This is a genomic window from Pseudomonas sp. TH10 (assembly GCF_016651255.1).
GTDB lineage: Bacteria > Pseudomonadota > Gammaproteobacteria > Pseudomonadales > Pseudomonadaceae > Aquipseudomonas.
The window spans coordinates 1-23,411 of record NZ_JAEKEG010000065.1; the positions used below are offsets into that span (position 1 = coordinate 1).

Below are 23,411 nucleotides of genomic sequence, written 5' to 3' on the forward strand. Positions count from 1 at the left end.
TGCGCGTGAGCGCCGTAGCGTTTGCCACCTGGGAGTCGCGGAACTGGCTGACTGCGGCGCGGTAGGCCTTCAGCGATTCGGTAGCCTGTTGCAGGTTGGCGAGGTGCTGCTCAGGCAGTTTCGCCGCGAGGCTGCCGAGGCTTTTCAGGGCGGTGTCGATGGCGTCCAGCGCCGGTTGCTGGGCTTCGGCCTTGCCGCTGTAGGTGTAGCCGCGAACCTGGTAGCGCGCTTGCTGGAGCAGCTTGCTCAGTTCGACCACCTGGCTGTAGTCGGCAACGCTTTCGCCCTGCAGCATGGATTTTTCGACCGTGCTGACTTGCGCCACGGCGTTGTCAGCGTTTACCCCCAGTTTGCTCCGGGCGTCTTCACGAGCAGCGGTTGCCTGGGTCATGTCGGCAAAGGCGCGCTTGTACTCAGCGACGGCGACCAGTTGCTGGTCGACCATGGCTGCATCGGCAGGCTGTTCGATCAGGGAGCGGGCGGTTTTCAGGCCGGTTTCCAGTTGCCCGAGCAAATCGTTGACTGTCCCGGGACCCTGTTCGCCGCGATGCATGTCGTAGTCTTGGCGGGCGATGCGCAGGTCTTTGCTCAGCTCGATCAGGCCGGAGATGAAACCGAGCTTGTCGCCCCGGCTCATGACGCCGCTGAGGCCCGTCCAGCCAGTGAAGGTGATCAGGCAGGTCAGCAGCAACACCAATCCGAAACCGACTCCCAGTTTGCGATTGACGCTGACGTTCCCCAGTTTATCGGCTAGCGATTGGTACATGCTGCAACTCCCTCGAACCACACGTAGGTTTTATGAGAGTTGTATCGGCAGCTTCTGCGGAACCTGTAGGAGCTGCCGCAGGCTGCGATCTTTTGATCTTGCTTTAACAAGACAACATCAAAAGATCGCAGCCTGCGGCAGCTCCTACAGGGGATCGGTGTCTAGAAGAGTCGGGCCAGCAGGGCGGTGACGGCGGTTTCGACCCGCAGGATGCGCTCGCCCAGTTGTACCGGTTGCAGCCCGGCTTTGGCCAGCAGGTCGATCTCGTAGGGGATCCAGCCGCCTTCCGGACCGATGGCCAGGGTCACCGGCTCGTTCAGGCCGCGAGGGCAGGGTGGGTAGTTGCCCGGATGGCCGACCAGGCCCAGAGTCCCTTCGGTGATCGCGGGAAGCCGGTCTTCGACGAACGGCTTGAAGCGCTTCTCGATAATAATTTCCGGCAACACGCTGTCCCTGGCCTGTTCAAGGCCGAGGATCAATTGTTCGCGAATGGCGTCTGGTTCCAGGAACGGCGTTTGCCAGAAGCTCTTCTCGACGCGATAGCTGTTCACCAGGATGATTCGCGGCACGCCCATGGCCGCAACGGTCTGAAACACCCGGCGCAGCATTTTCGGGCGTGGCAGGGCCAATACCATGGTCAGCGGCAGCTTGCTCGGAGGGGGCTGATCAAGGGTGACGCGCAATTCGGCTTCTGTGGTGTCCAGGCGCAGCAGCTCGGCAGACCCCATCAGACCGCCAATCCTGCCGACCCGCAGGCTGTCACCGACTTGCGAACGGTGGACTTCCTGCATGTGGGTCAGGCGGCGATCACGCAGGATCACCCGATCGGCCGCAATGAAATCGGCCTCTTCGAGAAGCAGCAGGTTCACGGCTGGGTCGCTGGCGGCTGGTCGTTGGAGTCGTCAGCCGGCTGGTCGTCCGGGTGCTCGCCACGCTTGCTGATCAGGCTGCCGAACAGGATGCCGATTTCAAACAGCAGCCACATCGGTACGGCCAGCAGGGTCTGCGAGAAAATGTCCGGCGGCGTCAGGATCATGCCGACCACGAAGCAGCCGATGATCACGTACGGACGGATTTTCTTCAGGTATTTGACGTCGACTACGCCGATCCACACCAGCAGGACCACGGCCACCGGGATTTCAAACGCCACGCCGAAAGCGAAGAACAGCGTCATGACGAAATCGAGGTAGCTGGCGATGTCGGTCATCATTTCCACGCCGGCCGGGGTGGCGGCGGCGAAGAATTTGAAGATCAGCGGGAACACGAAGTAATAGGCGAACGCCATGCCGGTGTAGAACAGCAGGATGCTGGAGACCAGCAGCGGCACAGCGATGCGCTTCTCGTGCTTGTACAGGCCCGGCGCGATAAAGCCCCAGATCTGATGCAGGATCACCGGAATCGCCAGGAACAGCGAAACCATCATCGTCAGCTTCAGTGGCGTCAGGAAGGGCGACGACACATCGGTGGCGATCATTGTCGCGCCTTCCGGCAAATACTGGCGCAGCGGCGTGGAGACGAAGGTATAGATTTGCTGGGTGAAGGCGAACAACCCGGCGAAGACGATGAAGATCGCCGCCACACAACGCAGCAGGCGGGTGCGCAACTCGGTGAGGTGCGAAACCAGCGGCATGTGCTGGTCGTTTTCGGGGAGATCGCTCATGGGGCTCGCGGCGGCAATGTGGTGTCGTGAGGGGCAGGCGCAAGCGGCGCAGCCGCAGGTGTTGCAGATTCGGCCAGAGGCTGCGCTGCAGGAGCAGCGACTGGCTCAGGTTCAGGACCGGCAGTCGGCTCGACGTTAGGCGCCGGGGCATGAAGGGTCGGCTCCGCGACAGGCTGCACCGGCGTCGGCTCTTGCTGAACCGGCTGGAAGATCTTCCGCGCCTCTTGCTCCAGCGACAGAATGTGCTCGTTGTGCAGTTGCCGACGAATCTCGTCGGCACCGATTTCACGTTCAACTTCCTGTTTGATCGCGTTGAAGCTGCGCTTCAGCCGGCCGACCCACAGGCCAGCGGTGCGTGCAGCGCCCGGCAGACGCTCGGGGCCCAGCACCAGCAGGGCAACGAGGCCGACGAGCAGCAGTTCAGAGAAGCTGATACCAAACATTAGTCAGTGCTCACACGTCTTTGCGGATCGGCTCTTCGACTTTCTGCGCCTGCACGTCAATGGTGTGCGGCGGATTGGCCTGAGCGGTGGCTTGCGGCTGAACCGGTGGCACCGGTTGCGCAGGCGTGACGGTTGGATCGGCGGCAGGTTTCTCGTCGTCGTTCATGGCCTTGCGGAAGCCCTTGATCGACTCGCCAACGTCGGTGCCGAGGTTTTTCAGTTTCTTGGTGCCGAACACCAGCACCACGACTACCAGAATGACGATCCAGTGTTTCCAGTCAAAAATGCCCATGTTGCTGTTCCTCTCTAAAAGTTGTTCAGGCGGACGGACGCGAGGCTTTCTCGACGTGTCCGGACAGACCGAAGCGACGATCCAGTTCATCGAGCACAGCCTGCGGATGCTGCCCCAGTTGGGCGAGCATGACCATGCTGTGGAACCACAGGTCGGCGGTCTCGTAGATCACGTCGCTGCAGTCACCGCTGATGGCGGCGTCCTTGGCGGCAATAATGGTTTCGACCGACTCTTCGCCGACTTTCTCCAGAATCTTGTTCAAGCCCTTGTGATACAGACTAGCTACATATGAGCTGTCGGCAGCAGCGCCCTTGCGCTCTTCAAGCACCTGAGCGAGGCGGGTCAGGGTGTCACTCATGTTTGTGTCCTGCGGAATAGATAGCGTGCGGGTCTTTCAGAACCGGATCGACGGTTTTCCAGTCGCCGTTTTCGAAGACACGGTAAAAGCAGCTTTGACGGCCGGTATGGCAGGCGATGTCGCCGATCTGCTCGACCATCAGAATGATCACGTCGGCGTCACAGTCCAGGCGCATCTCATGCAGGTTCTGCACATGCCCGGACTCCTCACCCTTGCGCCACAGCTTGCCTCGGGAACGTGACCAGTAGATTGCACGGTTTTCCGCGGCGGTCAGTTGCAGCGCTTCACGGTTCATCCAGGCCATCATCAGGACGCGCCCGGTCTTGTGATCCTGGGCAATCGCGGGCACCAGGCCGTCGGCGTCCCACTTGATTTCGTCCAGCCAGTTTTTCATCTTCGACTCCGACAGCGGGCTCCGCACTTCATTAGCGGAGTCCAACGTTGAAACAGTGTGCCAGCGGATCACACAACTGGCTATCGGCGAACGACCAGATACAAACCGACCGCCATCATGATTCCGGCTGGCCAATAGGCCAGGTCGTTCAGCGGGCCGCCGATGGCGAGGATCACCCCGCCGGCCAGATGCGCGCAACCGAGCAGGCGCAGGAACCAGTCGTCCTTGCGTTTGTGCCACGGTGGCGGCGGATCGTATGCATGCGGCTGCGACATGCGTTCGAGCAGGTCACGCGCCATGTTGGCCAGATGCGGCAGCTGTTCGAACTGGCTCTGCACGTTGCCGAGCAAGGCTTTCGGGCTGACGCGTTCGCGCATCCAGCGTTCGAGGAACGGCTGCGCGGTGTTCCACAGATCCAGATCCGGGTACAACTGGCGGCCGAGGCCTTCGATGTTCAGCAGGGTTTTTTGCAGCAGCACCAGCTGCGGCTGCACTTCCATGTTGAAACGTCGTGCGGTCTGGAACAGGCGCATCAGTACCTGGCCAAATGAAATATCTTTTAACGGTTTTTCGAAGATCGGTTCGCATACTGTGCGGATCGCCGCTTCGAACTCGTTGAGCTTGGTTTCTGCCGGCACCCAGCCCGAATCGATGTGCAGCTGGGCCACTCGCCGATAGTCGCGTTTGAAGAAAGCGAACAGGTTGCGGGCCAGATAGTCCTGGTCTTCCGGGGTCAGGCTGCCAACGATGCCGCAGTCGATCGCAATGTACTGCGGGCTCCACGGGTTGACGGTGCTGACGAAGATGTTGCCCGGGTGCATGTCGGCGTGGAAGAAGCTGTCGCGGAACACCTGGGTGAAGAAGATCTCCACGCCGCGCTCGGCGAGCATTTTCATGTCGGTGCGCTGGTCGGCGAGGGTCGCCAGATCCGTCACCTGAATGCCGTAGATGCGCTCCATCACCAGCACTTTCGGCCGGCACCAGTCCCAATAGACCTGCGGCACGTAGAGCAGTGGCGAGCCTTCGAAGTTGCGCTTGAGCTGGCTGGCGTTGGCGGCTTCGCGCAGCAGGTCGAGTTCGTCGTAGATGGTTTTCTCGTAGTCCAGGACTACGTCCACCGGGTGCAGCAGACGCGCATCGGCCGAGAGCTTTTCTGCGGCGCGGGCAAGGATGAACAGCCACGCCAGATCCTGCGCGATGATCGGTTTCAGGCCCGGGCGGATGACCTTGACCACCACCTCTTCACCGGTTTTCAGCTGCGCGGCATGCACCTGCGCCACCGAAGCCGAAGCGAGCGGTTCGACGTCGAATCGGCTGAACACTTCGCTGATCTTCTTGCCCAGCTGCTCTTCGATGAGCTTGATCGACACCTGTGAATCGAACGGCGGGACACGGTCCTGCAGCAGCATCAATTCATCGGCGATGTCTTCCGGCAGCAGGTCGCGGCGGGTGGACAGGATCTGCCCGAACTTGATGAAGATTGGTCCCAGGTCCTGCAGGGCCAGGCGCAGTCGGGCGCCGCGGCTCAGCTCAAGCGTTTTGCGCGGGAACCAGCGCCACGGCAATGCATACCGCAGGGCCAGCAGGAACCAGGGCAGCGGCAGGGCGAACAGCAGGTCATCGAGACGGTAGCGAATCACAACGCGCTGGATGCGCAACAAACGGCGGACGGCAAGCAGCTTCATGCGTTATCGCTTGGGTCGAGGGATCGGGAAAGGCGCTCGAAACGCGCCTCGAGACGTTCCAGATCAAGTTTGATCCGGTCCAGTTCACTGAATCGCGCTTCGGCTTCGCGCTGCCCGACGAGGGTGCGCGATTCTTCGGCGAGGTATTCGGCGAGGTTCTGGTTGAGGCTGACAAATCCTTGCTGGTACCAGCGCGCGCGACTGCGCAAATGACCGCCGACCAGTTGCGTGGCGACCGGGCCGAGCCAGCGCGAGAGTTCGTACTCCCAGTCCAGCTCAAGATCCTGCAGCACGCCGGCCAGATCCAGCAGCACGCCGCTGTCGCCATCGAGCTCGACTTCCGGGGCGTGCAACACCGCGGTCTTGTCTTTGCTCATGGCCAGTTTGATCAGGCTCGAAGCCGTGGCGCGCAAGGTGCAGTCGACACCGGTTTCCCAGTGGGACGCCAGCATCAAGCCTTCGTCGCTCGGCAAGATGAACAGTTGCAGCGCCGGGCTGCGGCAGTCGACGGCAATCACTTTGCCGGTCAAATGCGCGAGCCGCGGCAGCGCCGTGCTGTCGAGACGCAGCACCCGGTTGAGGCCGAGTTCGACGCTGGCGAGCAGCCCGGTGAGCAGCATCAGGGCTTGATGCCGCGGTGCAGGGCAACGATGCCTGCGGTCATGTTGTGATAGGTCACGCGGTCGAAACCGGCGTCGACCATCATCGACTTCAGGGTTTCCTGATTCGGGTGCATGCGGATCGATTCGGCCAGGTAGCGATAGCTTTCCGAGTCATTGGTGATCAGCTTGCCCATCAACGGCATGAAGGCGAACGAATAGGCGTCATAGGCTTTCGACATCAGCGCATTGGTCGGCTTGGAGAACTCCAGCACCAACAGACGACCACCAGGCTTGAGTACGCGCAGCATCGAGCGCAGGGCGTCTTCCTTGTGCGTCACGTTGCGCAGGCCGAAGGCGATGGTCACGCAGTCGAAATGGTTGTCCGGGAACGGCAGTTTTTCGGCGTCCGCCTGAACGAATTCAACGTTGCCGGCGACACCCAGATCGAGCAGACGGTCGCGACCGACCTTGAGCATCGATTCGTTGATGTCGGCCAGAACGACCTGGCCGGTCGGGCCAACCAGGTGCGAGAATTTTTTGGTCAGGTCACCGGTGCCGCCGGCGATGTCGAGCACGCGGTTACCGCTGCGCACGCCGGACAGTTCGATCGCGAAACGCTTCCACAGACGGTGCATGCCGCCCGACAGAAGGTCGTTCATCAGGTCGTATTTGGCGGCTACCGAGTGGAAAACCTCAGCGACTTTTTCCGCTTTCTGGCTTTCCGGAACGTTTTTGAAGCCGAAGTGAGTGGTGGGTTCGGCATCGCTGCCTTTGCGCTGATCAGTCATATCGCTGTCACCAAAAGAGAATGCGCGACATTCTAATCCCCAAGCCATGCTTTGTCTTGGAATGGCTAAAGGTAAGATGGGCAACCTTCGGGACGATTTGCCGCAGCGGCGGTCAAGATTTACCGACACCTATTCATCCATCAGGAGTTATTCAATGGCCAAAATCACTGTTGAGCGCGCCCACACCCTGGGCAAGGAAGCTGCCCGCGAGAAGGCTGACAAGCTGGCGCAGAAACTCTCCGAGCAATATGGTCTGGAGCCGCAGTGGTCGGGCGACACCCTCAACCTCAAGCGGTCGGGGGTGAAGGGCGCGGTGCATGTGGCCGAGGATTCGATCAAGGTCGACGTGGAGTTGGGCCTGATGATGTCGGCCATGAGCGGTATGATCAAAGCCGAGATTGAAAAGGCGCTGGACAAGGCCCTGGCCTGAAGCTCAAAGATCGCAGCCTTCGGCAGCGCCTACAGAGTCCACATTCTCCTGTAGGCGCTGCCGAAGGCTGCGATCTTTTCATTCAGGCACCACCGTTTCATGTCAGTTGTTAGGGTGCCGTTTCTAATTATTCTCACTACTTTGTGCCTGAGCCCGACTCTTTCGCGGGCAGTTCCTCAAACCTTCTGCGCGTGAGGTGCACCATGGCCAAAGTTATTTTGAAGAAAAAATCGACGCTTCGACATCTGCTCTGAGCGACGTCAAATCCTATGCCCGCAAGATCTGGCTGGCAGGTCTGGGTGCCTACGCCAAGGTCGGCCAAGAGGGCAGCGAGTACTTTCAAGAGTTGATCCAGGCTGGTCAAACTGTTGAAAAGAAAGGCAAAAAAGTCGTCACCGAAAAACTCGAAGCGGCCAACGCCGAGATCGATGATGCCAAGAGTGAAGTCAGCTCGTTCAAAGGTCGTGTCGAAGTTCAGCTCGACAAGGTCGAGAAGGCGTTCGACTCCCGTGTAGCAAGCGCCTTGAATCGTATCGGCATTCCGTCTAAACATGACGTTGAGACACTCTCTGCTAAGCTCGATGAGCTGACGGCATTGCTCGAACGCGTCGCGCGTAAATCTTAAGGAGAACGGGATGGCTGGCAAAAAGAACACCGATAAAGAAAGCAGCTCGTGGGTCGGGAAGGTCGAATCCTACTCCCGCAAAATCTGGCTGGCTGGTTTAGGCGTGTACTCGAAGATCGACACTGACGGCAGCAAGCTCTTCGATACATTGGTCAAAGACGGCGAGAAAGCCGAGAAGCTCACCAAGTCTGCAGTCGGCAAAAAAGTCGATGCCGCCAAGGACTCCGCTTCTTCGGCCAAGTCGCGCATCAGCGGCGTGAAAGATCGCGCACTGGGCAAGTGGGACGAGCTGGAAGGGGCTTTCGACAAGCGCCTGAACAGCGCCATTTCGCGTCTGGGCGTGCCGAGCCGTAATGAAGTCAAGGCACTGCATAGCAAGGTCGATACCCTGACCAAGCAGATCGAAAAACTCACCGGCGCCAAGGTCGCGCCAGTGGCGACTAAAACCGCAGCGGCCAAACCGGCTGCCAAGCCACTGGCCAAAGCTGTCGCCAAGCCGGTAGCCAAGACTGCAGCGAAAGCCGCGTCTGCCGCCAAGTCGGTGGCCAAGACTGCCGCAGCGAAACCCGCTGCAGCGAAGTCAGCCGTCAAATCTGCTGCTGCAAAAGCCACCGCCAAGCCGGCAGCCAAACCTGCGGCCAAGACGGCTGCAGCCAAACCTGCTGCAAAAAGCACAGCGGCCAAACCCGCTGCCAAGCCAGCGGCAAAACCTGCCGCAGCGAAGAAGCCTGCAGTGAAGAAGCCGGCGGCGCCGAAAGCCGCTGCAGCAAAACCAGCCGCAACGGCTGCCGCCAAGCCGACCCCGGCCCCGGCCAGCACGTCGAACTCGGCTGCCGCGCCGACCCCGGCTGCAACCCCGACTGCCGCGCCAGCACCATCGACGCCAACCAGTCAGTCCTGATTCCAGGACTCAATAAAAACGCCCGGCCTGCAAAGGTCGGGCGTTTTTTTATGCACAGCATCATCCCTGTAGGAGCTGCCGAAGGCTGCGATCTTTTGATCTTTAAAAATCAAAAGATCGCAGCCTCGTTTCACTCGGCTGATCCTACGGTGGTGGACGGTGATCTTTTACCCGTGTTCTTCGAGGTACTGCAGGGCCATCCGCTCGGTGGCGACTTTCACCGGCGGTAGCAGGTGCGGCGCCACCAGCATCATGATCTGGTAAACGACCAATCTCACCTCACCCTCGCGATCAAGAATCCGCTGATAGTCCAGTGAAAACAGCAAGGTCATGGTGATCTGCTCTACCAATTGCCCAAGTGCCTGGGTATCGCTGACCAACTGCCCCGACGCCTTCAAGCGCGCCAACAGCGAGGCCAGCGTGCGCTTCAACGCGTTGAGCAGATTGCGAATGCCCTTGGCCAGTTTCGGCAGCCGTCCGGCCAGGTTCGACAGGTCCTGGAACAGAAACCGGTACTGTGCCAGCCGCTCGACGATCAGGTGCAGGAATAGCCAGTAATCCTCCGGGGCCAGCTCGGCATCCGACGGTGGATCAAGCAGCGGCGCCAGTTCATTCTGGAAACGATCGAACAACCCGAGAATCAGCGGTTCCTTGCCGTGGAAGTGGTAGTAAAGGTTGCCGGGGCTGATCCCCATTTCGTTGGCCACTTCCATGGTCGAAACGTTCGGCTCGCCCTTTTCGTTGAACAGTTGCAAAGCACATTCGAGAATCCGGTCGCGGGTTTTCATCCAGTCTTCTTAGAAAAGTTCGGTTAAGCGTCAGCGCACATGCACGTAAGTGCCGGGTGCTGCCTCCATCGGTGGATAGTTCGGGTTGCCGAGGGCCATGTGCGTTTCTTTCTGCGCCCCTGAGCGTGCCTGGACCCAACTCAGCCATTGGGTCCACCAGCTGCCGTCGACCTGCTTGGCGTCATAAAACCAGGCCCGTGGGTCGAGGCTCAGTTTGGCGCCTTCGACGAAATTGGCTTTCGGGTTGCTCGGCGGGTTGAGGATGCTCTGCACGTGGCCGCTGTTGGACAGCACGAAACGCCTGTCGCCGCCAAGCAGCAAGGTGGAGCGGTACACCGCATCCCACGGCGTGATGTGATCGTTGATGCCGGCCACGCTGAAGCTGTCGACCGTGACCTTCTGCAGGTCGATTGGCGTGCCGCACACCTCCAGCCCGCCGGGGTGACTCAGCGGATTGTGTTTGAAGAAGTCCAGCAGATCGCCATGCAGCGCCGCTGGCAGACGGGTGTTGTCGTTGTTCCAATAGAGAATGTCGAAGGCCGGCGGTTCTTTGCCCAGCAGGTAATTGTTGACGAAGTAACTCCAGATCAGGTCGTTGGGACGCATCCAGGCGAACACCTTGGCCATGTCGCGGCCGTCCAGCACACCTTTCTGGTAAGAGCGACGCTTGGCCGCTTCCAGTGTCTGCTCATCGGCGAACAGGGTGGCGGGGAGTCCATCTCGACTGTCCAGCAGGCTGACCAGGTAGGTAGCGCTGGAGACCCGGCGCAACTGGCGCTTGGCCTGCAGGTGACCTTGCAGCGCGGCAATGGTCAGGCCCCCGGCGCAGGCGCCCATGAGGTTGACCTCCCGCGCGCCGGTGATCGCCCGGCAAACGTTCATCGCTTCCTCGACAGCTTCAACGTAGGTCGAAAGACCCCATTCACGGTGACGTACATCGGGGTTGCGCCAGCTGATCATGAAGGTCTGCAGGCCGTTTTTCAGGGCGTATTGAACGAAGCTGTTCTGCGGGCTGAGATCGAAAATGTAGTACTTGTTGATTTGCGGTGGCACCACCAGCAGCGGCTTGGCGTACTGCTTTTCGCTCATGGGCTTGTACTGGATCAGCTCCAGCAACTCGTTGCGAAACACCACTGAGCCGGTGGTGGTGGCGACGGTTTTGCCGACCTCGAAAGCCTGCTTGGTGACCTGGCGGGGCAGGCCGTCGTTGTGCAGCAGGTCGTCGAACAGATGACTGAGGCCGCGCACCAGGCTGTGGCCGCCGGAGTTGAACAGTTCCTTGACCGCCAACGGATTGAGCAGGGTGTTGGACGGCGCCACGGCATCGTTGAGCAGGGTAAAGGCGAAGTGCGCGCGGGCACGGTCGTCCGGGTTCATGTCGCTGTCGTCGATCCAGCTTTTGACCTGTTTCTGCCAGGCCAGATAAGCCTGCAGGCTGCGCCGGTAAAACGGGTTGAGGCTCCATGCCGGATCAGCGAAACGGCTGTCGTTCGGATTGGTCGGGTGCAGGGTTTCACCGAGCAATACACGACCCAACTGGCTGCCGAGTTTCAACGCGTGCTTGGCACTGTGAATCGGGTTACGCAGGCCGTGAGCGGCGACGCTGCGCAGGGTCGAGAGCAGATCCCGGCCACGCAGGCCAGTAATCGCACTTTGTGCGTTGATGAACACGGCGGGGCTGGGCACTACGCCCGTCGCTGGTTTGTCGCGCATGACTCAACACTCCTTCGTCTTCAGGCCAAAAACAAACTCACCGAACCAGAACACCATAGACGCACTAACGGGTTGTTGCGCGGTACGGCGTCCTGCCGATTCCTTTTGTGACCAAACGCCGCTGCCGGTTAACCGCCCAATGGCGCCGGATGCGGGTGCATCACTGCGCGCTGGCGTTCCTCTTCGAGGAATTTCATGATGATCGGCGCCACCGCTTCGGCCCTGGTGATCAGGAACAAATGACCGTCATCGATGATGTGCAACTGAGCGTTGGGAATCCGCCAGGCCAGCAGGCGCATGTTGACCAGGGGGATCAATGGGTCGTCATCACCGGCCAGAACCAGGGTCGGCTGGTGAATTTTGTGCAGCCAGTGAATGCTGGTCCAGCCAAGGCCGGCGAACAGCTGCCAGTAGTAACCGAGCTTGCCCGCTGAACGGACTTTCGCCGCATGGCTGGCCGCCAGGGTCGAGTCGCGGCGGAACGAGCCGCCGTAAATCATCGGTGCGATACGGATCACATGGGACGGCTGGATGTAGCGCCGTGGACTGGCCATCATCCACAGCACTTTCGGTTTGCCCGGCACCATCACTGCACCGGCAGCGGTCGCCGCCAGCACCAGTTTCTTGCAGCGCTCGGGGTAGTCGTAAGCGAACTGTTGCGCCAGCGCACCGCCCCAGGACACGCCGATGACGTTGACCTGGCCGTAGTCGAGGTAATCGAGCATCCGCGAGGTCAGCTTGGCCAGGCCGGGAAAGCGATACGGCCGGTTCGGCGTCGAGGAGCCGCCGACACCGGGGACGTCGAAGGCGATCACTTCCAGATCCGGGTCCAGTGCCGCGACGAACGGAAACACCAGCTCCAGGTTGGCGCCGATGCCGTTGAAAATCAGCAAGGGCGTCAAGTGAGGCTTGCCGGGGCGTACCGCGGTGCGGAGGGTCTGGCCATCCAGGTCGACGGTACGAAAAATGAACGGTTGCGGCATGCTTCAGGCCCTGTGGGTGAATTCATCCCCGAACGCCGTAGGAGTTGCCCAGGATTGCGATCTTTGATCTTGATTTTGAAAAACCAGAATCAAAGATCGCAGCCTGCGGCAGCTCCTGCAGACCGGGGTGTATCGGTTACCGCTCGTGTACGTATGTGCCCGGTGCAGCTTCGCCGGCGGCGAAGGTCTTGTTGCCCAGGCTGGTCGGCGATTTCTTCAGCTTGCCTGAACGCTCCGCCTGCCAGGCCTGCCAGTGCAGCCACCAGGAGTCCGTGTGCTTGGTGGAATTCTCCTGCCACTGCTCGGCGTTCACCGCCATTTCGCTGCCGGTCATGTAACGTGACTTTGGATTGCCAGGCGGGTTCAGGATGCTTTGGATGTGGCCGCTGCTCGACAGCACGAACTCGACGTTACCGCCAAACAGTTGCGCCGACTTGTAGCAGGATTTCCACGGCGTGATGTGGTCGTTGGTGCCGGCGAGGGAAAAAATGTCGGCCGTGACCTGCTTCAGATCGATGGCGGTGCCGCACACTTCCAGTGCATTCGGGCGGATCAGTGGGTTGTTTTTGAACATCTCGATCAGATCGCCGTGGAACGCGGCCGGCAACCGTGTGGTGTCGTTGTTCCAGAACAGGATGTCGAACACCGGCGGCTCGTTGCCGAGCAGGTAGTTGTTGACCCAGTAGTTCCAGATCAGGTCATTGGGGCGCATCCACGCGAAGACCTTGGCCATGTCTTTGCCTTCCAGCACGCCGGCCTGATACGAGTGGCGCTTGGCGGTCTCAAGGGTCTGTTCATCGACAAACAGCGCGACGTCGCTGTCCAGCGTCGTGTCGAGCACGCTGACCAGCAGGGTCAGGGCATTGACCTTCTTCTGGCCAAGCGCCGCGTAGTGGCCGAGCAGGGCGGTGCAGGTGATGCCGCCGGAGCAGGCACCGAGCATGTTGATGTCTTTGCTGCCGGTGATCGCGGTGACCACATCGACCGCCTCTTTCAGCGCATCGATATACGTCGACAGGCCCCATTCGCGCTGTGCCTTGGTCGGGTTGCGCCAACTGACGATGAACGTCTGCACGTTATTGCGCAGGCAGAAGCGCGCCAGGCTCTTGTCCGGGCTTAAGTCGAATACATAGAACTTGTTGATTTGCGGTGGCACTACCAGCAGCGGGCGCTCGTGCACCTGCTCGGTGATCGGCCGGTACTGGATCAGCTCCAGTACGTCGTTGCGAAACACTACCGCGCCTTCGGTCACACCCAGGCTCTTGCCCACTTCGAACGCACCCATGTTGACCTGGCTGGGCATGCCGCCGTTGTGTACCAGGTCCTTGGCCAGATGCGAGAGGCCGTCGAGCAGGCTCTTGCCCCCGGTTTCGAAAAAGCGTTTGACCGCCGCCGGGTTGGCTGCACTGTTGGTCGGGGCCATTGCCTCGGTCATGAGGTTGATGACGAAGTGCCCGCGGGCGACATCTTTGGGCGAAAGACTGCTGTCGTCGATCCAGGAGTGGAGTTCCTTGCGCCACGCCAGATAAGTTTGCAGATAACGTTTGTAGAGCGGGTTCTGGCTCCACGCAGGGTCGGCGAAGCGACGGTCATCGCCGGCCGGTTGCAGTTCGGATTTACCGAACAGGACATTCTTGAGTTCGAGGCCGAAATGGGTGACGTGTTTGACACTATGGATCGGTTGTTTGATGGCCTGTTTCAGCACCATACGAGCAGAGGCCAGCAGATCCTTTCCGCGTAGCCCAACGACGGGATTAAGCCCCAGGGTGTTTTCCGAGGCTTGATACTTCAGGTCATCGTTATTCTTGTTACTCATCTACGACGCTCCATTGTCCTGAGACGAGTACCCGGTTTTCTGCTGTGCAGTTCCACAGCCAATGCCAGGTACTACTGCTCGGGTGACCGTTAATTCTGCATAGCTGCTTTACAGTCGTAGAGCACTGCAGGGAACTTGCCAGCTCCATTGGTTACCCGAGTTTAATTTTTTTCGCAAGCAGGCCGATCCTCGGCCATACAGCGGAGCATTCAAACAGATGAATTTAGAAAATGCCCTCTAATGAGCGCAAGGCTCGGGCTAGAGCATCAGCTTGACGACAGACTCATTCGGATCGCGGGTTTTTCCGGCGGCTTTGAGCTCGGCCAGATAATCGGCCCAGAGTGCGTCATAACGTCGCCCCAGCTCGTAGAGATAGTCCCAGGTGAACAGGCCGCTGTCGTGACCGTCGTCGAAGGTCAGTTTCAGTGCGTAGTGACCGGCCGGTTCCAGCTTGCTCAGACCGACGTTGAGCTTGCCGAATTGCAGGATCGGTTTGCCGTGGCCCTGGACCTCGGCGGAGGGAGAATGCACGCGCAGGAATTCAGCGGGCAGGGTGTACTCCTCGCCGGACGCGTAGGTGAGCGTCAGGGTTTTCGAGGCTTTGTGCAGTTTGATGTCGGTGGGGATCATGGCCGGATGTCCGTGTGGTGACGCACCCTGTAGGAGCTGCCGCAGGCTGCGATCTTTTTATTTTTGACCCTGAGGAAATCAAGATCAAAAGATCGCAGCCTTTGGCAGCACCTACGGGGCCGCAGGTGACCTACAGGATATAACGGGACAGGTCTTCGTTCTGCGCCAATTCGCCGAGGTGGCTGTTGACGTATTCGGCGTTGATCATGATCACCTTGTCGTCGTGGGCGCTGGCGAGGTCGCCGGCACTGAACGACACTTCTTCCAGCAAGCGCTCCAGCAGCGTGTGCAAGCGACGGGCACCGATGTTCTCGGTCTTTTCGTTCACCTGCCAGGCGATCTCGGCGATGCGCTTGATCCCGTCCGGCTGGAACTCGATGCCCAGGCCTTCGGTTTTCAACAATGCGCAATATTGCTCGGTCAGGGACGCATGTGGCTCGCTGAGGATGCGCTCGAAGTCTTCTGGCGTCAGTGCCTTGAGCTCAACGCGGATCGGCAGGCGACCCTGCAGTTCCGGCACCAGATCGCTCGGCTTGCTCAGGTGGAACGCACCCGAGGCGATGAACAGGATGTGATCGGTCTTGACCATGCCCAGCTTGGTATTGACGGTGCAGCCTTCGATCAGCGGCAGCAAGTCGCGCTGCACGCCTTCGCGAGAGACATCGACGCCGCCGGAGTTGCCGCGCTTGGCGACCTTGTCGATTTCGTCGATGAACACGATACCGTGCTGCTCAACCGCTTCCAGGGCCTTGGCCTTGAGCTCTTCGTCGTTGACCAGACGCCCGGCTTCTTCGTCGCGCACCAGCTTCAGCGCTTCTTTGACCTTGAGCTTGCGGGACTTCTTCTTGCCCTTGCCCATGTTGGCGAACAGGGACTGCAACTGGTTGGTCATTTCTTCCATGCCTGGCGGCGTGGCGATCTCGATGCCGGTCACTTCGGCGACTTCGATCTCGATTTCCTTGTCATCCAGCTGACCTTCGCGCAGGCGCTTGCGGAACAGCTGACGGGTATTGGAATCGCTGCTCGGCGCTTCTTCGTTGCTGAAGCCCATGCGTGCCGGCGGCAGCAGCGCGTCGAGGATACGATCCTCGGCGGCGTCTTCGGCGCGGTGGCGAACCTTGGTCATTTCCTGTTCACGGAGCATCTTGATCGCGGCATCAGCCAGATCACGGATGATCGATTCGACGTCACGGCCGACGTAGCCGACTTCGGTGAACTTGGTTGCTTCGACTTTGATGAACGGTGCGTTGGCCAGTTTGGCCAGACGACGGGCGATCTCGGTTTTACCGACACCGGTCGGGCCGATCATCAAAATGTTCTTGGGGGTTACTTCAACGCGCAGCTCTTCGGGCAGCTGCATCCGGCGCCAGCGATTACGCAGGGCGATGGCGACGGCGCGTTTGGCATCGTCCTGGCCGATGATATGGCGATTGAGTTCGTGGACGATTTCACGGGGAGTCATGGACATAATAATTGGCGGACCTCAAGCAAGAATGAGCCGTGGCACAAAGGCCGAAACAGGCTTATTCGGCGCAGTCCTGCTCCTCAATGGTCTGGGTGTGGTTGGTGAATACGCAGATGTCGCCAGCGATGCCGAGTGCGGTTTCGACGATTTCCCGGGCGGACAGGTCGGTCTTCTTCAGCAGCGCGCTTGCGGCGGCCTGGGCGTAACCGCCACCGGAACCCATGGCGATCAGGCCTTCTTCAGGCTCGACCACGTCGCCGTTGCCGGTAATGATCAGCGAAGCATCCTTGTTGGCCACTGCCAACATGGCTTCGAGACGACTCAGAGTACGGTCGGTACGCCATTCTTTGGCGAGTTCGACAGCAGCGCGAACCAGGTGACCCTGATGTTTCTCAAGCTGACCTTCAAACCGCTCGAAAAGGGTGAAGGCGTCAGCCGTGGCCCCGGCAAAACCGGCGATAACCTGGCCGTGGTACAGGCGTCGGACTTTTTTCGCGTTGCCTTTCATCACGGTGTTGCCGAGAGAAACCTGGCCGTCGCCGCCCATGACGACTTTACCGTGGCGGCGGACTGAAACGATGGTGGTCAAGGGAAGAGTCTCCACACAGCTGGGCGAAAGTGCCTTATGCCCATTCATATGGGGGTGGTGACGGGTTTTTCAACTGCGGGGAGGGAGAGAGGACGAGCGGTGCGGCAGCTCCTACAGGGATTGTTGTCTCCTGAGGGAGCTGCGATGGCAAGAACTCAGCGGCTTTGGCGTTGTTGTAACAACAGGTTGCTGAAGCCGGCGCCGGCCAGTTGTTTCTGGGCAGTGGTCAGCTGTTCACGGTTGCTGAACGGGCCGACCAGTACGCGGTACCAGGTTTCATCCTTGACCGTGCCGGATTCAACCGCCACCGCCTGACCGAGCAGAATGATCTGCGCGCGCACCTTGTCGGCATCGGTTTCCTTGCGGAACGAACCGGCCTGGAGGAAGAACTTGGTCACCGGTGCGGCCTTGCTCACCGGCGGCGCTGGCGGTGGGGTAATCCCGGCCAGTGCTGCCTGCGCCCGCGCAGTGTCGATCTTGGCGGCCTGCTCCGGCGTCACCGGAGTGGTCGGAATCGCGGGCACCTGGGGTGTCGGCAAGGTTTTTTCCGGCACGGCATCGGCAGGCACGATGACTTCCGATTCCGGCAGCAACGTGTAGAAGTCGTACTTCGGCTTCACCGGTTGCGTCGGGCTCGGCGGGGTCTTGTTGGCCTCGGCGATTTTCGACGCTTTCTGCTGTTGCGCTTGTTCGATTTTCTCGCGCTTGACCGTGTCGCTACCCTTGCCCGGCTCCAGCTTCATCAGGAACACGATGAACGCGCCGACCGTCAGGCCGATGGCCATCCATAGCCAACCCGGAATCGGTTGCTTCGCAGGAGCTTGATAACGGCTGGCGCCACGCTTGGGTGCAGGTTTTTTCTTGGCAGCCAACTTACATTTGCTCCAGGACTTTCAGGCCCAACAGCTCCAGGCCTTGCTTGAGAGTGCGACCGGTCAGCGCGGCGAGGCGCAGACGGCTTTGCATCTGGTCTGGCGTTTCGGCTTTCAGGATCGGGCAGTTCTCATAGAAGCTGGAGAACAGACTGGCCAGATCGTAAAGATAGGTGCAGAGAATGTGCGGGGTGCCTTTTTCCGCCACACCGTTCAGAACTTCACCGAATTGTGCCAGTTTGGTGCCTAGTTCTTGCTCAAGTTCGGCTTCAAGGACGATTTGCCCTTGTACTTCGCTGAAGTCCTTTTCCAGCTTGCGGAAAACGCCGGCAGCACGGGTGTAGGCGTAAAGCAGGTAGGGAGCCGTGTTGCCTTCGAAATTCAGCATCAGATCGAAGTTGAAGCTGTAGTCGCTGGCGCGGTGCTTGGACAGGTCGGCGTACTTCACCGAGTCGATACCCACGACTTTCGCGATTTCTTTCAGCGCTTCGACTGGCAAGTCCGGATTCTTTTCCTGTACCAGTTTGAAAGCGCGATCTTCTGCTTCGATCAGCAGATCAACGAGTTTCACGGTACCGCCATCACGAGTCTTGAACGGACGGCCATCCGCGCCATTCATGGTGCCGAAGCCCATGTGCTCCATCTCCATCGGATGGGTGACGAAACCGGCCTTGCGCGCCACGGCGAACACTTGCTGGAAGTGCAGGGCCTGACGCTGATCGACGAAGTACAGCGCGCGATCAGCCTTCAGCGTGCCACTGCGGTAGCGCACGGCCGCCAGGTCGGTGGTGGCGTACAGGTAGCCGCCATCGGCCTTGACGATGATCACCGGCAGCGGGTCGCCGTCGGCGTTTTTGAATTCGTCGAGGAACACGCACTGGGCGCCGTTGCTCTCCACCAGCATGCCGGCGGCCTTGAGGTCGTTGACCACATTGATCAGGTCGTCGTTGTAGGCGCTTTCGCCCATCACGTCGGCCATGGTCAGCTTGACGTTCAGCAACTCGTAGATTTTCTGGCAGTGCGACAGCGAGATGTCTTTGAACTTGGTCCACAGCCCCAGGCACTCGGCATCGCCAGCCTGCAGCTTGACCACCAGGCCGCGGGCGCGGTCGGCGAACTCTTCGGATTCATCGAAACGCTGTTTGGCGGCGCGGTAGAAGTTTTCCAGGTCAGACAGCTCGTCGCTGGTGATCGGGTTTTCCTGCAAATAGGCCATCAGCATGCCGAACTGGGTGCCCCAATCGCCAACGTGGTTCTGACGGATCACTTCATCGCCGAGAAATTCAAGAACTCGCGCTACACCGTCGCCGATGATGGTCGAGCGCAAGTGGCCGACGTGCATTTCCTTGGCGAGGTTGGGTGCGGACAGGTCGATCACGGTGCGTTGGGTCGGGCCTGCCTTGCGCACGCCAAGGTGCTCGTCGGCCAAAGCGGCTTCGAGGCGATTGGCCAAAGCCTGGGTGTTCTGGAAAAAGTTGATGAAGCCCGGGCCGGCAATTTCAGCCTTGGTGACGTTTTCGTCAGCCGGCAGCGCGGCGATGATTTTTTCCGCCAGATCGCGCGGCTTCATGCCCGCAGGCTTGGCCAGCATCATGGCGATGTTGCTGGCGAAGTCGCCGTGGGTCTTGTCACGAGCGTTCTCCACCTGAATCGCCGGCGACAGGCCTTCAGGCAACACACCTTCGTTGACGAGTTGGGTGAGGGCTTGTTGGATCAGCTGGCGAATGGTGTCTTTCATGGTCTTCTCTTTCGACCGCAAGCGCGGCGGCGCATCGATGCGCGGGTGGAAAAACTGGGCATTATCCGTTGCGAAGTCGGGCTTGCCAACCTTAGCAGGCAGCTTATGGATATGTGGTGACAAAAGCGGCAAAGATCGCAGCCTTCGGCAGCTCCTGCAGAGAAGCGCAATCGGGGTAGGAGCTGCCGAAGGCTCGGGCCGCGTTCGGACGATCTTTTGACCCTCAATACAAGTCGACGGGGTCGACATCCAGCGACCAGCGCACCGCGCGCCCACTCGGCATCTGCTCCAGTACCAGCAACCAACTGGCCAGCAACCGGTGCAGCGGCGCCCGCGCCGTCGCCTGCAATAACAACTGCGCACGATAACGCCCGGCCCGTCGCTCCATCGGCGCGGGCACCGGTCCAAGCAGCTCAATGCCGGTCAAATTCTGCTCGGCCAGCAAACGCTCGGCCTCGCTGCATGCTTCGTCAAGAAAGCCTTCGGCCTGCCCCGGTTTGTGTGCCTCTGCGCGCAAAAGCGCCAGGTGGGCAAAGGGTGGCAGGCCCGCCGAGCGCGGCGCTCGCTCAATGCCTGCTCGGCAAAGGCGAAATAACCCTGCTCGGTCAGTTGCACCAGCAGCGGATGATCGGCCAGGTGAGTCTGGATGATCACCCTGCCTGGTTCCTCGGCACGCCCGGCACGCCCGGCGACCTGCACTATCAGCTGGGCCATGCGCTCGCTGGCGCGGAAGTCGCCGGAAAACAGGCCGCCGTCGGCATCCAGGATCGACACCAGGGTCACCCTGGGGAAGTGATGACCTTTGGCAAGCATCTGCGTGCCGACCAGAATGCACGGCTGGCCCTTCTGGATGGTCGCGAACAACTGGTTCATGGCGTCCTTGCGCGAAGTGCTGTCGCGGTCTACGCGCAGTACCGGAACCTCTGGAAACAAAATCGCCAGCCGCTCTTCGGCGCGCTCGGTGCCAGCCCCTACCGGGCGCAAATCCACTTTCGCGCATTTCGGGCAATGCCGAGGCACGCGTTCGACATAGCCGCAATGGTGGCAGCGCAGTTCGCCGGAGCGTTGGTGCACGGTCATTCGCGCATCACAGCGTTGGCATTCAGACATCCAGCCGCAGTCGTGGCACAGCAGAGTCGGGGCAAAACCCCGGCGGTTGAGAAATACCAATACCTGTTGCCCGGCAGCCAGGGTCTGGCCGATCGCCTGCTGCATGGGGCCGGAAATACCACTATCCAGCGGACGGCTCTTTACGTCCAGGCGCAGGAAACGCGGTTGCTTGGCGCCACCGGCGCGCTCGTTCAAGCGCAGCAACCCGTAACGGCCGGTGTAGGCATTGTGCAGGCTCTCCAGCGAAGGCGTGGCCGAACCGAGGACGATCGGGATGTTTTCCTGGCGAGCGCGCACCAGCGCCAGGTCGCGAGCGTGATAACGCAGACCTTCCTGCTGTTTATAGGAGCCGTCGTGCTCTTCGTCGATGATGATCAGCCCGGGGTTTTTCATCGGAGTGAACAGTGCCGAGCGGGTGCCGATAATAATGTCGGCATCGCCATCCCGGGCGGCGAGCCAGGCTTCGAGGCGTTCGCGGTCGTTGATCCCCGAGTGAATCAGCGCGATGCGTGCATTGAAACGTTGCTCGAAGCGCGCGAGGGTTTGCGGTCCCAGGTTGATTTCCGGGATCAGCACCAATGCCTGCTTTCCGGCTTCAAGGGTTTCGCGGATGAGTTGTAGATAGACTTCGGTTTTGCCGCTGCCTGTAACGCCCGCCAGCAGGAACGCGTGATAACTGTCAAAGCCGGCGCGAATGGCTTCATAGGCCGCACGTTGCTCGGGGTTGAGCGGCAGCTCCGGCTGGGCCAGCCAGTGTTCGTGACGGGCACCCGGGGCATGCTTGCGGATTTCCACCTGCACCAGGTCCTTGGCCAGCAGCAGATCCAGGCTGTCCTTGCTCAGCATCAGCTTGCTCAGCAGCTGGTGGGCCACGCCGTGGGGATGCTGGGCCAGGGTAGCCAGGGCCTCGCGCTGTCGCGGGGCGCGAGCGATACGCGGGTCATCGAGGCTGGCCCCGGGTGCGGCCGACCAGAAGCGCTCCTGCCGCGCTTCGGCCAGCTCACCCTGGCGCATCAGCACGGGCAGCGCCCAGCTCAAGGTGTCGCCGAGGCTATGCTGGTAGTACTGGGAGGTCCACAGGCACAGCTTGAACAGTGCCGGCGGCAAAGGCGCGGTGACGTCGAGCAGGGCCAGGGCCGGCTTGAGCTTGTCGACAGGCACTTCGCTGGTATCGGTGACTTCTACCAGGATCCCGATCATCTCCCGCCTGCCGAACGGCACCCTCAGGCGCATGCCCGGTTGCAACTGGGCACGCAAGACCCCGGCGGGAGCACGGTAATCGAACAGGCGGCGCAGGGGCGAAGGCAGGGCTAGGCGCAAAATGGCGTCGGGCACGCGGGGGAGTCTCTGTGGGCGAGCAATAAATGCAGGCTGGGCATGAAACCTGTGTGGGCAGGCTTGCTCGCGAAAGCGTTGACTCAGACGCCATGGTGCTAACGGATACAGCGCTTTCGCGAGCAAGCCCGCTCCTGCAGGGAGGGTGCTTTAAGTCGCGAGCCTAGCAGACGGTCGGTAGAAGGGACAGCTTGCGTGATCGGGATTGTCTGGTAGAATCCGCGGCCTAATTACGTGCGGTATTCAACAATAGTGTTGAGTGGCGGCACGCTAGCCTGAGGAATACACCATGAAAGCCGATATCCATCCAGCATACGAAACCATCGAAGTAACTTGCAGCTGCGGCAACAAGTTCGAAACTCGTTCGAACCTGTGCAAGCCACTGGGTACTGACGTATGCAACGAGTGCCACCCGTTCTACACCGGTAAGCAGAAGACTCTGGATACTGGCGGTCGTGTACAGCGCTTCGCAGACCGTTTCGGCGCTTTCGGCAAGAAAGCTCCAGCTGCTGCAGAGTAAGGTTGAAGGGCCCTTTGGGCCTCTCCTTGCTGTTGAAAAAGGCGTCCCTCGCGGGCGCCTTTTTGTGTCCGCGATTTGGCTTTCCGGCGCCCAGGCCTTCTGCCCTGCACCCAGCAGCCTGGCACAGGCTCAGGTACAGCGAGTCGTCGACGGTGACACGTTGCGGCTGACCGATGGCCGCAATGTGCGGATGATCGGCCTGAACACTCCAGAGCTTGGCAAGAAAGGCCGCACTGACGAGCCCTTTGCTGTCGCGGCGCGCAAGCATCTGGAGGCCCTGGTAGCGGCGAGCGCCGGGCGGGTCGGTCTGCTTCCCGGAAAAGAGCGTAAAGACCGCCATGGCCGAACCCTGGCCCATGTCTACGGTGCCGATGGTGCCAATCTTGAAGCGCAAATGCTTGCCGAGGGCCTGGGTTTCCAGGTGGCGGTGGCCCCTAATGTCGATCTGGCGGCCTGCCAGCAAGCCGCCGAGCAAAGTGCTCGTCAGGCCAGACTCGGGTTGTGGCGCCAGTCCCCTGTGATTGAAGCAGGGCAAATCAGAGGTTCCGGGTTTGCCGTTGTGGGTGGCGTGTGAGCAAGGTTCAGCGCAATCGTGGCGGAATCTGGATCGAGTTGCAGGATTCAGTTGTGCTGCGGGTTGCGCCGAATCTACTGAAGCGCTTCGACCTTTCGGCGCTGGAGCAACTGCAGGGCAGGCAGGTCGAGGCTCGAGGCTGGGTCGTTGACAGGTCAAGACGTGGCGAATTGAAAAACGGACAGGCGCGTTGGCTTTTGCCATTGACCGATCCTTCGATGTTGCAGAGCGCACGCTGAATAAAAATTGTAGACATTTTTTCTGTCGATTGTGAACAGTCAAGCCCTTGTGCGCCGTGGCTCTTGGCCCAAAGTCGTAGGGCAGGGCGCTTGAC

Annotated in this window: 24 protein-coding genes and 2 pseudogenes; 5 read left to right on the plus strand and 21 right to left on the minus strand. The window is 60.3% G+C overall.

Translation table 11 applies throughout. The features are described from left to right. From JFT80_RS10325 to ubiE, 10 genes are all read right to left on the minus strand, one after another. On the minus strand, window positions 1–766 hold a 766-nt coding region (locus JFT80_RS10325), incomplete at its 3' end, for a methyl-accepting chemotaxis protein (RefSeq protein ID WP_201147788.1). Window positions 767–927: 161 nt separating this feature from the next. Further along, a complete protein-coding gene (locus JFT80_RS10330; RefSeq protein ID WP_045061964.1) occupies window positions 928–1,635 on the minus strand; it encodes a 16S rRNA (uracil(1498)-N(3))-methyltransferase in 708 nt (235 codons plus the stop codon). Further along, the gene (gene tatC, locus JFT80_RS10335) at window positions 1,632–2,426 is read right to left on the minus strand and encodes a twin-arginine translocase subunit TatC (RefSeq protein ID WP_207187760.1); all 795 of its coding nucleotides are present in this window, start codon (window positions 2,424–2,426) and stop codon (window positions 1,632–1,634) included. The genes JFT80_RS10330 and tatC overlap by 4 nt, the downstream gene beginning before the upstream one ends. Then, window positions 2,423–2,869, minus strand: coding sequence for a Sec-independent protein translocase protein TatB (tatB, locus tag JFT80_RS10340; protein ID WP_201147789.1), 447 nt, complete (start codon window positions 2,867–2,869; stop codon window positions 2,423–2,425). Before tatB ends, tatC begins: the two co-directional genes overlap by 4 nt. A gap of 10 nt (window positions 2,870–2,879) precedes the next feature. Beyond that, entirely contained in the window at window positions 2,880–3,161 is a 282-nt protein-coding gene (locus JFT80_RS10345) for a twin-arginine translocase TatA/TatE family subunit (RefSeq protein WP_003220847.1), read from the minus strand. A gap of 25 nt (window positions 3,162–3,186) precedes the next feature. Continuing rightward, the gene (locus JFT80_RS10350) at window positions 3,187–3,519 is read right to left on the minus strand and encodes a phosphoribosyl-ATP diphosphatase (protein ID WP_003220849.1); all 333 of its coding nucleotides are present in this window, start codon (window positions 3,517–3,519) and stop codon (window positions 3,187–3,189) included. After that, entirely contained in the window at window positions 3,512–3,913 is a 402-nt protein-coding gene (hisI, locus tag JFT80_RS10355) for a phosphoribosyl-AMP cyclohydrolase (RefSeq protein WP_201147790.1), read from the minus strand. Before hisI ends, JFT80_RS10350 begins: the two co-directional genes overlap by 8 nt. An 80-nt stretch (window positions 3,914–3,993) precedes the next feature. Further along, the gene (ubiB, locus tag JFT80_RS10360; protein ID WP_201147791.1) at window positions 3,994–5,598 is read right to left on the minus strand and encodes a ubiquinone biosynthesis regulatory protein kinase UbiB; all 1,605 of its coding nucleotides are present in this window, start codon (window positions 5,596–5,598) and stop codon (window positions 3,994–3,996) included. Next, entirely contained in the window at window positions 5,595–6,218 is a 624-nt protein-coding gene (locus JFT80_RS10365) for an SCP2 domain-containing protein (protein ID WP_201147792.1), read from the minus strand. The genes ubiB and JFT80_RS10365 overlap by 4 nt, the downstream gene beginning before the upstream one ends. Beyond that, window positions 6,218–6,988: a bifunctional demethylmenaquinone methyltransferase/2-methoxy-6-polyprenyl-1,4-benzoquinol methylase UbiE gene (ubiE, locus tag JFT80_RS10370; RefSeq protein WP_008080626.1), complete on the minus strand. Its 771-nt coding sequence runs from the start codon at window positions 6,986–6,988 to the stop codon at window positions 6,218–6,220. Before ubiE ends, JFT80_RS10365 begins: the two co-directional genes overlap by 1 nt. A gap of 154 nt (window positions 6,989–7,142) precedes the next feature. On the opposite strand from ubiE, the gene JFT80_RS10375 reads away from it, so the two are divergent. The 3 genes and pseudogenes from JFT80_RS10375 to JFT80_RS10385 all read left to right on the plus strand — a co-directional run bounded on the left by JFT80_RS10375 (window position 7,143) and on the right by JFT80_RS10385 (window position 8,944). Then, window positions 7,143–7,418, plus strand: coding sequence for a polyhydroxyalkanoic acid system family protein (locus JFT80_RS10375; RefSeq protein ID WP_201147793.1), 276 nt, complete (start codon window positions 7,143–7,145; stop codon window positions 7,416–7,418). A gap of 203 nt (window positions 7,419–7,621) precedes the next feature. Then, window positions 7,622–8,043 (plus strand): annotated as a pseudogene (locus JFT80_RS10380) (phasin family protein). A gap of 10 nt (window positions 8,044–8,053) precedes the next feature. Beyond that, complete coding sequence (locus tag JFT80_RS10385) at window positions 8,054–8,944, plus strand: phasin family protein (protein ID WP_201147795.1); 891 nt, start codon at window positions 8,054–8,056, stop codon at window positions 8,942–8,944. A 167-nt stretch (window positions 8,945–9,111) separates the two neighbouring features. Here JFT80_RS10385 and JFT80_RS10390 read toward each other — a convergent pair whose 3' ends face one another. From JFT80_RS10390 to JFT80_RS10435, 11 genes are all read right to left on the minus strand, one after another. Continuing rightward, window positions 9,112–9,732 (minus strand): TetR/AcrR family transcriptional regulator, encoded by a 621-nt coding sequence (locus JFT80_RS10390; protein ID WP_201147796.1) that lies wholly within the window; start codon window positions 9,730–9,732, stop codon window positions 9,112–9,114. A 30-nt stretch (window positions 9,733–9,762) separates the two neighbouring features. Further along, window positions 9,763–11,445, minus strand: coding sequence for a class II poly(R)-hydroxyalkanoic acid synthase (gene phaC / locus JFT80_RS10395; RefSeq protein ID WP_201147797.1), 1,683 nt, complete (start codon window positions 11,443–11,445; stop codon window positions 9,763–9,765). A 128-nt stretch (window positions 11,446–11,573) separates the two neighbouring features. Next, the gene (gene phaZ, locus JFT80_RS10400) at window positions 11,574–12,428 is read right to left on the minus strand and encodes a poly(3-hydroxyalkanoate) depolymerase (RefSeq protein WP_201147798.1); all 855 of its coding nucleotides are present in this window, start codon (window positions 12,426–12,428) and stop codon (window positions 11,574–11,576) included. A gap of 136 nt (window positions 12,429–12,564) precedes the next feature. After that, window positions 12,565–14,244 carry a class II poly(R)-hydroxyalkanoic acid synthase gene (phaC, locus tag JFT80_RS10405; RefSeq protein ID WP_201147799.1) on the minus strand — a complete coding sequence of 560 codons (1,680 nt, stop codon included), beginning with the start codon at window positions 14,242–14,244 and terminating at the stop codon, window positions 12,565–12,567. Between the two features lie 258 nt (window positions 14,245–14,502). Then, window positions 14,503–14,874, minus strand: coding sequence for a gamma-butyrobetaine hydroxylase-like domain-containing protein (locus tag JFT80_RS10410; RefSeq protein WP_077570405.1), 372 nt, complete (start codon window positions 14,872–14,874; stop codon window positions 14,503–14,505). A gap of 130 nt (window positions 14,875–15,004) precedes the next feature. Further along, the gene (gene hslU, locus JFT80_RS10415) at window positions 15,005–16,342 is read right to left on the minus strand and encodes an ATP-dependent protease ATPase subunit HslU (RefSeq protein WP_201147800.1); all 1,338 of its coding nucleotides are present in this window, start codon (window positions 16,340–16,342) and stop codon (window positions 15,005–15,007) included. A gap of 55 nt (window positions 16,343–16,397) precedes the next feature. Continuing rightward, complete coding sequence (gene hslV, locus JFT80_RS10420) at window positions 16,398–16,928, minus strand: ATP-dependent protease subunit HslV (protein ID WP_007948954.1); 531 nt, start codon at window positions 16,926–16,928, stop codon at window positions 16,398–16,400. A 155-nt stretch (window positions 16,929–17,083) separates the two neighbouring features. Next, the gene (locus JFT80_RS10425; protein WP_201147801.1) at window positions 17,084–17,800 is read right to left on the minus strand and encodes an SPOR domain-containing protein; all 717 of its coding nucleotides are present in this window, start codon (window positions 17,798–17,800) and stop codon (window positions 17,084–17,086) included. Window position 17,801: 1 nt separating this feature from the next. Next, on the minus strand, window positions 17,802–19,538 hold the full coding sequence (gene argS / locus JFT80_RS10430) for an arginine--tRNA ligase (RefSeq protein ID WP_201147802.1): 1,737 nt from the start codon (window positions 19,536–19,538) through the stop codon (window positions 17,802–17,804). A 223-nt stretch (window positions 19,539–19,761) separates the two neighbouring features. After that, entirely contained in the window at window positions 19,762–20,055 is a 294-nt protein-coding gene (locus JFT80_RS24100) for a hypothetical protein (RefSeq protein WP_242482877.1), read from the minus strand. Further along, window positions 19,962–21,983: a primosomal protein N' gene (locus JFT80_RS10435; RefSeq protein WP_307833071.1), complete on the minus strand. Its 2,022-nt coding sequence runs from the start codon at window positions 21,981–21,983 to the stop codon at window positions 19,962–19,964. The genes JFT80_RS24100 and JFT80_RS10435 overlap by 94 nt, the downstream gene beginning before the upstream one ends. Before the next feature lie 289 nt (window positions 21,984–22,272). Between JFT80_RS10435 and rpmE the strand changes: the two genes are divergently transcribed. Continuing rightward, window positions 22,273–22,503 (plus strand): 50S ribosomal protein L31, encoded by a 231-nt coding sequence (rpmE, locus tag JFT80_RS10440; protein WP_008080648.1) that lies wholly within the window; start codon window positions 22,273–22,275, stop codon window positions 22,501–22,503. A gap of 26 nt (window positions 22,504–22,529) precedes the next feature. Beyond that, window positions 22,530–23,316: pseudogene (locus JFT80_RS10445) on the plus strand (thermonuclease family protein). Window positions 23,317–23,411: the final 95 nt, after the last annotated feature.